General features: G+C 67.3%; 5 protein-coding genes. All 5 read left to right on the top strand.

Features of this window, described 5'->3' with window-relative positions:
• Positions 1 to 129: 129 nt before the first annotated feature.
• The 5 genes from ETD96_RS10640 to ETD96_RS10620 all read left to right on the top strand — a co-directional run bounded on the left by ETD96_RS10640 (position 130) and on the right by ETD96_RS10620 (position 13743).
• Entirely contained in the window at positions 130 to 1779 is a 1650-nt protein-coding gene (locus ETD96_RS10640) for a tyrosine-type recombinase/integrase (RefSeq protein ID WP_138636150.1), read from the top strand.
• Positions 1780 to 3022: 1243 nt separating this feature from the next.
• Positions 3023 to 5875: a hypothetical protein gene (locus ETD96_RS10635; protein ID WP_138636149.1), complete on the top strand. Its 2853-nt coding sequence runs from the start codon at positions 3023 to 3025 to the stop codon at positions 5873 to 5875.
• Complete coding sequence (locus tag ETD96_RS10630; RefSeq protein ID WP_138636148.1) at positions 5875 to 6963, top strand: hypothetical protein; 1089 nt, start codon at positions 5875 to 5877, stop codon at positions 6961 to 6963. Before ETD96_RS10635 ends, ETD96_RS10630 begins: the two co-directional genes overlap by 1 nt.
• Positions 6953 to 12526: a DEAD/DEAH box helicase gene (locus ETD96_RS10625; RefSeq protein WP_138636147.1), complete on the top strand. Its 5574-nt coding sequence runs from the start codon at positions 6953 to 6955 to the stop codon at positions 12524 to 12526. Before ETD96_RS10630 ends, ETD96_RS10625 begins: the two co-directional genes overlap by 11 nt.
• Positions 12514 to 13743 (top strand): PD-(D/E)XK nuclease family protein, encoded by a 1230-nt coding sequence (locus ETD96_RS10620; RefSeq protein ID WP_138636146.1) that lies wholly within the window; start codon positions 12514 to 12516, stop codon positions 13741 to 13743. The genes ETD96_RS10625 and ETD96_RS10620 overlap by 13 nt, the downstream gene beginning before the upstream one ends.
• The last annotated feature ends 1 nt before the right edge of the window (position 13744 follow it).

The following is a 13744-nucleotide window of genomic DNA, read 5'->3' as shown; positions in this document are numbered from 1 at the left end:
CGCTGGGAGTGGGGCGCACCAAAAGCTACGAGCTGGCACGTACTGGGCAGTTCCCCTGCCCGGTGCTGCGCGTCGGCCGCAGCTACCTGGTCCCCACCACCGGCCTGCTCACCCTGCTCGGCCTCAACGATGCGCCCGGGCAACCCGCACCAGAAAGCGAGTAGGACAGTGCCTGCCGGAACGACCTACAAATCGTGCGGTTGCCGTACCCCCGAGGGGCGGCTGCTGCGCACCAAATGCCCCAGGCTGCGCCGCCGGGGCGGGTCCTGGAGCCCGACCCACGGCAGCTGGTACTACCAGTTCGAACTGCCACCCCGCTCGGACGGCACCCGCCGGGCCCCGATCCGCCGGGGCGGGTTCACCGGCCAGGACGCCGCCGAAGCCCAGATCGGTCGGCTGCACGAACTGCTGGCCATCAGCGCCGACCCCGAGGACCGCAACCGGATCGCCGACCTCATCACCACCACCCTCAAGACGCACAAGCGGCTCCCGATACCGGAGGAGGTACGCCGCAAGATCCGCACCGGGCAGGACCTGGAGGTCGCGATCACCACGGGGGAGTGGCTGCAGATATGGCTCTCCGGACGCAAAGGCCTGCGCAACGGCACTCTACGCAGCTATCGCACCCACATCACCGCCCACCTGAACCCGGTCATCGGCCACATCCGCCTGGACCGGCTCCGCGTCGCCGACGTCCAAGCGGTCTTCGACGCCATCGACGAACGCAACGAGGCGATCGCCCGCGCCCGCGAGTCCGGCGACCCGCAAGCACGGGCACGAGTGAAAGGGGCTCGGGTGGTCGGCCCGGCGACCATGCATCGGATCCGCGCCACCCTGCGCGCCGCCCTCAACCAGGCGATCCGGGAACGACGCATCGACCTCAACGTCGCCTCCCTGATCGAACTGCCCTCCGGTCGCCGCCCCAAGGCGCTGGTATGGACACCCGAACGCGTCCGCGGATGGCGCCACGCCCGAGAAGTGTTCATCGAGGCCAAGAACCGCAGCCGCTCGGACAGGCCAGACGGGCAGGTGCGCAGCGGACGCGTCAAGCCAATGGACGCCTACGTCGGCACACCGCGGCCATCCCCGGTCATGGTGTGGACACCCGAGCAGACCGGCGCCTTCCTTGACCGCGCCGCCCGCCACCGGCTGCACGCGCTCTACCACCTCATCGCCTTCCGCGGGCTGCGGCGCGGCGAAGCGTGTGGGTTGCGGTGGGCGGATGTCGACCTGGAGGAAGGCACCATCCGGGTCCGATGGCAGATCACCCAGAACGGTGGCCACACCGAACAAGGACGCCCCAAATCCGAAGCCGGGGAACGCCAGGTCACCCTCGACCAGCACACCATCAAGCAGTTCACCGCCCACCGCGCCCGCCAGAACCAGGAACGTCTGGCCGCGGGCGACACCTGGAACGACACCGGATTCGTCTTCACCCAGCCAGGCGGGGACCCGCTGGCGCCCATGTTCGTCTCAGAGCAGTTCCTGCTGCTGGCCATGGAGGCAGGGCTCCCGCCCGTCCGGCTGCACGACCTACGGCACGGTGCCGCCACCATCCTGCTGCGTGCCGGACACGACCTCAAAGTCGTCCAAGAGACCCTGGGCCTGTCTTCGATCACCATCGCCTCCGACACCTACACCAGCGTCCTACCCGACCTGGCCCGCCAATCCGCCGAAGACGCCGCCGCCGCCATCCTCAACGCCCGCACCACGCCCGAGCCCGACGAAACGACAACAGCGGGCCACATCGTCCAGTTGCCGGAGACAACGAGGCCATGACTTCCTCAGACTGACCACCGGATTCACCGCGCAGGCGTCCGCGCCCAACCGGTCCAGGGACGCGGACGCTCGCGCCCCGCAAGGTGGTCCGGCCGACGGATAAACGGCGACAACGGCCTGCACGGCGGCGCTCTGGTGATCGCCCGGCCCCGGTGGCCGGGGCGCCGACTGGGTGGGCGATCGCCGTAGTTCGCAGGGGCGGCGGCGACAGGTCCGCGACAACCGAGCGAACATCGAGCGAACACGGGGACGAACCGGGACAGAATTTTGGATCTTGGCAGTGGTAAGACTGCAGGTCAGACGGGGGCGCGCCCGGCAGGATTCGAACCCGCGACCGTCGGATTAGAAGTCCGAGGTGGAAGCTGTTGGTTAATTACCCCGGGTGTCGCCGCCTGTCGTTCCGTCCTATTATGCGGAAGTAACAGCGGCCCGCGATGGCACCTTGTGCCGTCTACTGGTAATGCGTTCCGCGACATACGAGCAAACGACGAGCGAACGAACCTGCAGGATCTGTGTCCCCAGAGCCTCAGGCATGGCACATCCGACCATCTTCGTCCGGGTAGCGGGCAGTGTTGGCGTCCCGTGACAATGTTGACCTACATCGGCCCCACCTCGGGCAAGGTCGACTCATCGGCGGCAACGTCAGGGGCGTGCCAGAGAACCTGGACTCGACAACGGACGGTCCTGGAGGCGGAAGGCTCTGCGGCGAAGGCGTGGGCGGTTCGAGCCGGGAAGTACGGCGAGCGGGAGCAATGGGCGATGGAACAGGGATGGTCTGGCGGCGGCTGGCGCGAAGTTCCGGACATGACCGATTGTGCCACTCGGGAGGACTTGGCGAAGGTGGTCGCTGCGACGTTCCTCACGGCGTCCGATGGCCGACACAACAACTTCATCGGCCAGTTGTGGGCCTTGCGTAGCCGTATCCAGGCAGACGACCTGCTCGTGATGCCACTTAAGGCTCTGCCGCGTCCCAGCCTTGGCAGCGCCAAGGCTTGTGTCCGGCCAAAACGTCGACCGCCTCGCTTGCGACAGCGCAGCGGCGGTCCATGGACCACCCACCCTGTGCGGGGACGACATCACGTACGGGGCGCGGTCCGTCATGAACCCGCCCCGCTCGCGCGCCACCGCGTCCTGGAGCGGGGCTCTTAACCTTCAGCAGGCATCAGCAGCCGAAACGGACGAATCTGTCGGAGCCTTCCACCAGACTGATAGCTAGGCAGCCCGGGTCGAGAGAAGTGGAGGGGTGAGCTTCGCGATGGAAGATGCCCCATCGAGCAGCACGGTCGAGTCGCTGCAGTACTTCCACGAGACGCTCGACAGTCACTTTGGTGACCTCCGCGACGCCCGGGCGAAGCTCGAACCCAGTTCGCCGGTTTTCGCGCTGGAGCACGACCTGTCGCCTGAGGACCTCGAACTGCTCAAGGACGCCGTCCGTGAGGCGATCAAGTCCCGCTACCTGGCGCGCTGCCGGGAAGCCTGGCTGCCGTTCGTGGTCTATGCCGCCGAGATGGGCTACGGCTACGTCGGCGATGAGTACTGGACCACCTTCTCGTCCCTGACCCCTCGATGGACGAGCCAGGAGCGCTCCACCATCCGCGCCTGGTTCGTGCGCTTCCACGAGCGTTACGGAGGCGCCCGCCCGACGGGCGCCTGGGCGAACCACTTCAGGATCATCGCTTGGCCGATCACCCATGCCGTGCTGCCCACCTACCTGCAGCGGTACCTGGCCCAGCTCTTGTTCGAGTTCAGCGGCGCTCTCACCTCCGAACTGCTCGATGATCCCGAGGCGCTCGGTATCCGGTTGGCCCGCCGAGCGTCGAACTACACCGAGCGCTTCCGCATCTTCTGTGAGAACACGGCGCTCGTCGGCCAACTCGCCGTCGCGCTGCTCTCGGGAGAGAATGAGCCCACGCCGTACTTGTCGGCCGCCACGTTGGCTCGCATCGTGGACGGGCTCTCCAAGGAGCAGCAGGCACACCACTGGCTGAAGTCCGCCCGTGCTTCCGCCAGCCGCGTGCGTGGCTTCCAGTCGACAGGAACCGCGGGCGCGGCCCAGCCGGCGTCTAAGTACCTTCCCCGCGCCACCGACCCCCGTCTGTTCCTCCGGTACGACGGCGGCTGGAACGCCCACGCCGAACTACCTGACCTCACGGTGCTCGGCGCCGGGATGGAAGCGGCCTACAGCCAACTTCGGGTGTCACGCGCGACGGTCAGCGGCGTCACCCGCCCCATCCCGCCGAGCGGCCTGCTCTACCCGGGACAGGAGGTGCAGTTCGCGCGCTGGCCCCAACCCGACCAGCCCTTCTTGCAACTTGACCGTGGCGACGAGGAAACCAACCGCATCCTGGCGACCCAGTGCGTCATCACGAAGGGACCATGGTGGCTGTTCCGCCGCCAGGGCACCGGCCTTGCGATCGAGGTCAAGGGCAAGTTCGTCCGGCCAGGGCACGAGTACGTCCTCGTTGGCGTGGACACGCTGAGTGCTCCGGCAGTGCCGTGGTGTGGCCAGGTGGTCATCAAGGCGGGCGGCGTCAAGGCTTACCGATTCCTGGTGCCACCCCAGCTAAGCGAGAGCGAGAAGGCTGCGCTTCAGGCAGCCGGACTCACAGTGGTCTCGCACGTTGCGATCCGGCCGGTTGGCATCGTGGCCAGCGCTTGGGACGGCGAGGGTGAGGCCGAGTGGCTGGCGGGCGAGCCGGCCATGCTCGGCATTCGTTCCGACCTTCTGCCTAACCGCGCCCGCGTCGTGATCGCCGGTGCGGTCTACTTTCTGGAGTGGTCGCCCGGTGAGCCTGAACTGCTGTTCACGCTTGAGGGCCTGCCGGTCGGCACCCACGAACTGGGCGTGAAGCTGCTCGGTGGCGGTGATCGCCAACTCGCAGCAGGCTCATTGGTTGTCACGATCCGCGACCCGCAGGTGCGTCCTGAGGGTGCCGCGATCGGAGAGGGCATCCGCGCGCTCGCCACGCCCACGCGCCCGACGTTGGCCGAACTATGGGACGACCGGGCGGTGGTCACCGTCGACGGGCCACCTGGCACCGAGGCCGTCCTGAGAGTGACCCTACGGGGCGGCCAGACGGAACCGCTGGCCGAACTCCGACGCTCTGTGCGGCTGCCGCTGGAGGAAGGTGACTGGCGGGCGATGGCTAAGTCCATCCGTACGGATCAGCGCTTCGCCAATGCCTACGACGACGCTGAGTCCTGTGTCTTGACAGTGGCACGCGATGGGGTGGGATTTGCGACATTCACCTGCGAAAGGGGGTTTCGTCCGCTTCGTTTGCGTTTCGCAAGGACACATGACGGCGCGGTTGTGGCGACACTGGTCGACCGGACGGACAGCGGCAATACTAGTCTCGACTTCTATGACATCGAAGCGCCGCTGACAGCCATCCAGAAGGACCCAGCCAAACCGTTCGATGTGCCCCCGCGCGGCGGACTGGCCATCGCGCGGGCAGGTGATGCGGTCGCTGCCGCCATCTTGCCGACCAATCCCAACGCGGTGCTGCGCATGCCACCCGCGCGGCCGGTCGTCTCCTCGGGCGCGCACTCGTCGAGCGAAGTGATGCGGCTCGCTGAAGGGCACCAGCGGTGGATCACGGCCGAACTCCCCGCCGACGCCTTCGCCGCGTACGAGCAGCAGATCGTGGGGGACGCCATCGCCCGCGCCATCGGCACCCTTATCGGCGGCAGTTACTGGGCTGCCATCGAGCGGAAGGTGGCCGGTGCGCAGGACGCCGCTGATCACCTGGAGGGCATGCAGGACGCGGTCGGCATCTCGACCGAGCACAAGGCGCTCGCCTCGACCATCGCCTACAGCCTCTACAAGTGGCTCAAGCCCGAGGACCTGCTGCTCGGGTTCCACGAGGTCATCACACCGCACCTCGCCGCTCACGGTATTTCGGGCAAGCCCTCCACGCCGCACTTCCTCCTGATGCTTGCCGGGTGGCGCGGCTACATCACCGAGTGGGAGCCGAGCGAGGCCGCCTTCGTCCTAGAGCAGGTGTTGAAGTCGCCCGTACTGTACCGAGCGGCTCGGTTCGCCGTACTTGGCAGGCGTGCCCTCAACGACGCCGATGGCGTGGAGCGGAGCTTTTGATGAGACCCACCAAGCTGACCGTCGACGACACGTCGCGACTGGCGGTCGAGACCCTGGGACTGGAAGCCGACGCCATCGGACTGACGTCCGCCGAGGGCCTGGCCGCCTCCCTGCGCCGGGCGGCATCGTTCATGTGCCCGACCAGCCCGAGCAGGCTGGTCGACGCGGTGCTCGGAGCCCTCCGCCCGCTCCACGGTGAAGATCTGGCACGCGACGATCTGGTCGACCTGCTTGACCAACTGGTGGCCTCGGGCGATCTGCTCGAACTGCGTCACGAGAGCGGGCGTTCGACCCGCTTGCTCTATCTGGGGCCCCCGTCCTTCATCGAACGTGTCCCTGGCACCTACCTGCTCATTGGGGTTCGTCCCTTCGGCGCGCCCCTGATCGGCGCCGAACTCGCGGACGCGATCGAGTACGAGGGGCACACCCGCACCCTGAGGATGGACCCCGCCGAAGCCGAGAGCGAACTCCGCTCGCGGGGGCTTCAACGGGTACCAAAAAACCGCTGGTTGTCCAGCCCGAGCGTCGAGGCTCCGGCGGATCTCATCGAGCGTCACCGCGCCAGGCTGAACGTCGCGGCGGAGGCTGGCGAACTCGGAGGACTCCAACTGCTCGATCCCGCCACGAAGGTGCGGTACTACCGCGGACGTTGGCGGTCGCCCACCGCGACGGACACGGGGGACTTTGTCGCTCGCTGGCCCCAGGCGTACGGAGCCGACCTGTGGTGCCTCGTGCGCTTCAAGGCGGGTGCAGCGACCAGGCTCATGGAGTTCCCCGTAGACGATCCGGTCGTCCCGGGACGCGATGAGGCCTGGCGCTACCAAGCGGCGGTCGATGCGTCGCGCGGTGCGCCGCAGCAGTTCCGCCTTCGGCATGGCCGTAGTCCGAGTGACGATGTGATTCTCGCCTTCTTCTCGCCGTTGCCTGGTTTCGCGGAGCGCTATGTGCAGTTCGCCGGTCTGGCCCTCGGCAAGACCCCGGGAGCGTTGTTCTCGTTCCGGCTGCCCGCTGAGGCTGTGGAGGACACCACGACGTTCCTGACTGACATGCTTTGGATGACCTACCAGGAGGACAGCGGTGGCGAGTGAAGCGCCCACGATCGCCGAGACGATCGCTGAGATTCAGGCCGCCCTGTGCGACTACATCGAGGCGACGTATCACGTCGGCCATCCGGCGGTTATCGAGCAGCGGCGGCAACTCCTCACGACTGAGGGCGTGCTGTTCAAGGCGCCCTACATCGAGAGCACTCCGCGCTACCGGACGAACCGGCGCTTCGCCGAGCTTGACCTCGACCCGCAGGTGCAGCCGCTCTTCGGACTACTCACTCAGAAGATGGGTGACCTCGACCGGCTGCTCTACGACCCGCCGTACACACATCAGGCCGAGGCGCTCGAATGGACCTCGCGCGACGGCAAGAGCCTGGCGATCACGACCGGTACGGGTTCCGGTAAGACGGAGTCCTTCCTCCTGCCGATGCTCGCCAAGCTCGCCGCCGAGGCGGCGCACCGCCCGGACTCCTTCGCAGCGCCCGCCGTGCGCGCTCTGATCCTCTATCCGATGAACGCGCTGGTGAACGACCAGTTGGCCCGCCTCCGGATGCTGCTCGGCGATCCGCGCGTGACTGCGCAGTTCCATGCCTGGGCGGGCCGTCCGGCCCGCTTCGCGCGCTACACCAGTCGCACGCTGTATCCGGGCGTGCGTACGAAGGACAAGGACCAGCGGCGGCTCGGCTCCATCGAGGACTTCTACATCCTTCTCATCGACCAGGCGGCAGATCCTTCCTCGCCCGGCCATGCCCAGGCCAAGGCGCTCAAGGAGAAGCTGGAGCAGCGCGGTAAGTGGCCGGCCAAGCCTGATCTCAAAGCATGGTTCGGGCCGCACGGCTCCCGTTGGCAGGATCCCAGGACCGGAGCGTTCGTTCGTGCCGTCACCCAGCCCGATGACCCGGAACTACTGACGCGCCACGAAGCGCTCAGCGCGCCGCCTGACGTGCTCATCACCAACTACTCGATGTTGGAGTACATGCTGATGCGGCCCTTGGAGCGGCCGGTCTTCGATCACACCCGCCAGTGGCTGGCCGACAACCCCGAGGAGAAGTTCTTCCTGGTGGTCGACGAGGCTCACCTCTATCGGGGCGCGGCAGGTGCCGAGGTGGCGCTGCTGCTGCGGCGCTTGCGTGCCCGGCTGGGGATTCCGCCCGAACGGCTCCAGGTCATCACCACCAGCGCCAGCTTCACAACGCCCGAGTACGCCCGTGGCTTCGCCGCCCAGCTCACCGGCAAGGACCCCGACGACTTCCGCACGGTCACCAGCCAGTGGGCGCTGCGGGACGGCGCGGCGGTCGGGTCGGCTGACGACGCCTCGCTGCTGGCGGCCGTGCCGTTGGAGGATTTCTACGCGGGCGAGAAGGACACGGAGCGCGCAGCTGCCGTGTCCAACCTCCTGACTGAACGTGGCGTCACAGATCATGGCCGTGGCATCGGGGTGCTGCTCGATGAGGCGCTGGGGTCGTACGGGCCGATGAACCTGCTCGTCAACGAGACGATGCAGAAGGCCCAACCGGTCAGCGAACTCGGCGCGGCCATCTTCCCGGGGGTCGATGCATCCCTCGCCGAAAAGGCAGTCACGACACTGGTGGCGCTCGGAAGTGCCGCCCGCCGGACGCCCGATGAGGCGGGTCTGCTGCCGTGCCGCGTCCACGCCTTCTTCCGCGGGTTGCCGGGCCTGTGGGCTTGCCTTGACCCGGAGTGCGTGGCAGTGGACTGGAACACCCTCCCGGCAGGGCACGGCCCCATCGGCAAGTTGTACGCCCAGCCGCAGGCGACCTGCGACTGCGGCGCCCGGGTCTTCGAGTTCTACACCTGCCGCCACTGCGGCTCAGCCTACGCGCGGGCCTACACCGACAACCTCCAGGAACCCGACTTCCTGTGGCATGAGCCCGGCGGCGCGTTCCAGACAACCGCTGGCTCCATTCCTGAACCGCTCCCGCTCGACCTCCTGCTCGAGGAACCCTCGGCAGGGCAGGTGGAGGTAGCCGAGATCGACCTCGTAACTGGCCGTCTGAGGACCGAACATCCGCCGACGCGCAGCCGCGTCGTCTTCCTGCCGAAGCTCCGCAGCGGCGAGATCGTTACCAGCGACGACGATGATGACGACAGCGACGACCAGGCTGAAGCCAACGGCGAGTTCAAGCCATGTGGCGTCTGCGGCCAACTGGCCGGGTACGGCCGATCGTCGGTGCAGGACCACCTGACGAAGGGCGACCAGCCGTTCCAGGCCCTGGTGACGCGCCAGATCGAGGTGCAGCCGCCGAGCGCGCCGTACTCGGACTTCGCGCCCCTGCGCGGCCGTAAGGTGCTGGCGTTCTCCGACTCGCGGCAGGTCGCCGCCCGGCTGGCGCCCAACTTGCAGGCCTACTCGATGCAGGACGTGATCCGACCCCTGATCCTCAAGGGATGGACGGACCTTGCCGCCCCGCCCGGCGTCGCCGCGCAGCTCAGCCTGGAACGGCTCTATCTGGCCGTGATGGTGGGTGCCAAACAACTCAAGGTGCGGTTGCGCCCTGAATTGCGCCAGGCGGAGTCGCTCCACGTCTTGCGCGATGTCGGCAAGGCCATCGACAAGGGCGCGCTGACAGGCGACGTCAGCGCCATGATGGAACTCCTGATGCTCACGGCCCAGCCGCCCCAGTCGCTACTGCGCGCCATGTATGCGACGCTGACGGACAAGTACTACGGCCTGACGTCCCTTGGACTGGCCTCTCTGCGGGAGAAGGCCAGCATGACCGCCGAACTGCTGGACCAACTGCCCGCCATTCCCGGCGTGGCGACCACCGACGAAGAACGCCTGGCGCTCCTACGGCTCTGGTTGACCCAGTGGTCGACCCCGGCACGCGGCATCTGGTTCCCCTCGATGACGCAGGAGTGGTGGAAGCAGAAGGGGGGCGTCAAGCCGCACTCCGGCAAGTTCCGGACAGTCGAACTTTGGCTCGGCACCCCGGCGGCAAAGAAGGTTTTCAAGGCCTCGTGGCTTCCCACCCTCTTGCCGAGGTTCTGTGAGCTGCAGGGCGGCAAGTACCGGCTCCTGGCAGGCAACGTTGCCTTGGACGTCGGCGGCCTGTGGGGCTATTGCGAGCGCTGCCGCTTTACGCAGCGCCCGTTCCCCGGGTCGACCAAGTGCGTCAGCTGCGACGCCGACCGGGTGCGCACGCTCGACCCCGAGACGGACGAGGTCTTCCAGGCCCGCAAGGGCTACTACCGGGAGAGCGCGGAGCGCGCCCTCAAGACTCCCGACAAGCCGATCATGAGCATCATCGCGGCCGAGCACACCGCGCAGCTCAACGCTGCCCAGTCCGACGCGGTCTTCTCTCGCGCCGAGGAGTACGAACTCCTGTTCCAGGATGTCAACGTTGGGGCGCCACGTCCAGGCGAGCAGGAGCGCGCCGCCATCGACGTCTTGTCGTGCACCACCACGATGGAGGTCGGCATCGACATCGGCAGCCTGTCCGGCGTGGCGCTGCGCAACATGCCCCCCTCGCGCGCCAATTACCAGCAGCGGGCCGGTCGCGCCGGTCGTCGCGGCAACGCCGTCGCCACCGTGGTGGCATTCGGCAGCGCCGACACGCACGACGATCATTACTTCCGCAATCCGGACCTCATGATTCGCGGCGAGGTCGACGACCCGATCCTGACGCTGGACAACGATGAGATCGCGCGCCGCCATGTCATCGCCTATCTGCTGCAGCGCTACAACCAGGACCGGCTGCCGCAGATCGAACCGGAGGACCAGCCCCAGCTGTTCGAGGTGCTCGGCACGGTGCGCGGCTTCGTCGGAACGACCTCTCCGCTGAACCGCGCCGACTTCGAAGAATGGCTGAACGAGCACGAGGCGACGCTCCGAAGCGACATCGACGCTTGGCTGCCTTCGGAACTGACCTCGAAAGCACGCACCAGCGTCCTCGATGGGCTGGTGACGCGCACCCTGAGCGAGATCGACTCGGCGCTCAACATCGAGCCGGACGGCACACTGCCGGAGCCCGGGGAGGGTGACGCCGCGCCCGAAGACGAGGAAGTCGAGGAGGGTAATTCGGGAGAGGACGGCGCAGAGCTGCCCAACGAGATGCGCAGTCAGACCAACCTGCTCGACCGCCTTCTCTACAAGGGCGTTCTGCCACGCTACGCCTTCCCGACCGACGTGGTGGCCTTCCACGTCTTCGACCGCGACAAGTCGGAGCCCTTCCACACCGAGTTCCGCTACGCCCCCAGCCAAGGGCTGCCGATCGCGCTCAGCCAGTACGCCCCTGGCAAGGTCGTGTGGATCGACAACAAGGAGTGGACGTCAGGCGCGATCTACGCACCGGTGCATAAGGATCGCTTTCAGGCGTGGCGTGACAAGTGGCTCTACTTCGAATGCCAGGTCTGCCACTACGCCAAGCACTTCCCGTACGACCAGGCAGAACGCGGCGAGGAGCGGGACTGCCCGGCGTGCGGTGCGGTCGGGAAGTTCGGCAAGGCCATGAACTGGATGCGTCCGCCGGGCTTCGCTCACCGCGCCAACGACGACCCGGGCACGAGTCCTGACGATGCGCCCGCCAAGAGCTACGCGACGCGCGCCAAACTGGTGGCCGAAGGGCCTGAGGAAGAAGAGGCGTGGGACCACGTCACCGACCGGTTGGAGCAGACTTACCGCCGGGACACGCTGCTGGTCACCAACACGGGACCGCGCGGCGAGGGCTATACGTACTGCACCCGCTGCGGCCTGATCGAGCCGACGAAGGGCGCCACGGGCATTGTGTCGGGAACCCACCCGAAGCCCTATCCGGATGAGCGGGAGCCTGACTGTCAAGGGTCGGCCTCCACACGCGGCCTGGTGCTCGGCACCGACTTCATCTCCGACGTACTGTTGGTGCGCTTGAAGGTCGAGAAGCCGATCACACTCCAGCCAGAACTACTGTCGACCCAGGTGGCCCTGCGGACCATCGCCGAGGCGCTGACCATCGCGGCGACCGGCGAACTCGATGTCGATGCCAGCGAACTCCAGGCTGAGTACCGTCCCGCGCTGACCCCAGCGGGGAACCGCGGCCTTGAAGCGGAGATCTACTTGTACGACACGTTGGCCGGCGGCGCGGGCTTCACCCGCCGGGTGCATGGCCACGGGCTCTCAATCTTCGAGATGGCGTTGGAGCGGCTGGAGGACTGCCCGGCCGACTGCGACGCCTCGTGCTACCGGTGTCTGCGCAGCTTCCGCAACCGCTTCGAACACGGCCTGCTGGACCGCAAGGTCGGCGCGGCGTTGCTCAAGTACGTTCTCGACGGCACGGTGCCGACGCTGGACGACGTGCGCGTCGACCAGTCGATCGACAAGCTCCTAGCCGACCTCAGCAGCCGAGACATCGACGGCATCGAGTTCCTCAAGAACGAGCCGGTCGCGGTCGACGGCCTGGGCACGATCACGGCGCCGCTCCTGGCAAGAGGAAGGGGACGTGACCGCATCTTCTACATCCAGAGCCCGCTGACTCGAGACCAGCCGCCGACCCAGGAACTGTGGGACGCCAAGGAACTCGGCGGCGTGCCGGTCTACCCGGTCGACGACATGGTGGTGATGCGCAATCTGCCCGTGGCGAGCCAACAGGTGCTGCGATGGCTGATCTGAGCGAGCCGCGTATCTTCGAGACTGGCGTGGCTTCCGGGAAGGCCGTCCTTCCACCGGCTCCGGCGATGTGGAGCTATTCGTCGCTCAAAGATGTCGAGACGTGCCCGATTCGGTATTCCTTGTCTCAGGCCGACTACCCGGACCTATGGGAGCAGCACGGTTATCCCCGCCTGCCAATCCCGGCGGCGATCCGCGGCGATGTCGTACATGGCGCGCTGGAGATCATCGTGGAGGCGCTGGTGAAGGCCGGATGCTCGTCCACCCGTTCAGCTGAAGCCGTCGCTGTTCTCCGAGAACTCGGCGGCTACACCAAGGTCGCAGAGGACGTGTTGGCGACACAACTGGCCCGCTTCGATGGGAACCCCCGCCTGAGCAGCGACCGCCGCGAACAACTCGCACGGTCGCTCACCGACTGGGTGCCAGAAGCGCGCGAGCAGATTCAGACGTACCTCAGCCGCCTGGAACTCCGCACCCCAAGCGCGCCGGCTCGGGCCCGGCCGCCTGCGCCCAGCGAGCCTGCGGCGCGCTACCCTGTGCGGCCGGGCGACCACCCAGAGAAGGAACTCATTGCTGAGTCGCTCCGGCTCAAGGGCCGCATCGATCTCCTCAGCGTCGACGCGGACGGTGTCGCGATCACCGATTTCAAGACCGGAGCGGAGGACCCGGCGCACCACGACCAATTGCGTTTCTACGCGCTGCTCTGGGACGCCGACGGCGCTGCCAACCCGGACAGACTGGCCGTCACGTCGCTGATTGCCGCCTATCCCACCCACGAAGTCCTGGTCGCGGTGCCAACTGCGGACGAGCGTGCCCGCCTCAGCGAAGCGGTCGCCGCAAGGATCAAGGCCGCTGACACCGCCATTGCGGCGGATGCGCCCGCCGCCGTGCTCGGCGAGCACTGCGGCGGCTGCAGCGTTCGAGGACTCTGCGCCCCCTACTGGGCCACCGGTGTCACGCCGACCGCGGACGTCGCCGACGGTGCCTGGTACGACCTGGCCGGAACCGTCGTGCGGGAGCACGGCGTCAAGAGTTGGGTGCTGCGTGAGGCGCACACGGGGGTTGACGTCCTGGTGCGCACACCGACGCCATCCTTCTCCTTGCCGCCGGGGCGTGACGTTCGGATTCTCGGTGCCAGGCGCACAGTCGATCCTGACGAAGAAGAAGCGCTCATTGCCGTGCTCGCCAGCGTCTCCGAGGTGCTGGAACTGACCGACTAGC

The sequence above is a fragment of the Actinomadura geliboluensis genome (assembly GCF_005889745.1).
GTDB classification, from domain to species: Bacteria; Actinomycetota; Actinomycetes; order Streptosporangiales; family Streptosporangiaceae; genus Spirillospora; species Spirillospora geliboluensis.
Note: the sequence above shows the minus strand (reverse complement) of the source record. Positions and strands in the feature narration are given on the sequence as shown.

Bases quoted from the DNA above. Each gene is read 5' to 3' on its own strand.
- ETD96_RS10630 (WP_138636148.1), top strand. From the start codon at position 5,875: ATGAGACCCACCAAGCTGACCGTCGACGACACGTCGCGACTGGCGGTC.
- ETD96_RS10640 (WP_138636150.1), top strand. From the start codon at position 130: ATGCGCCCGGGCAACCCGCACCAGAAAGCGAGTAGGACAGTGCCTGCC.
- ETD96_RS10620 (WP_138636146.1), top strand. From the start codon at position 12,514: ATGGCTGATCTGAGCGAGCCGCGTATCTTCGAGACTGGCGTGGCTTCC.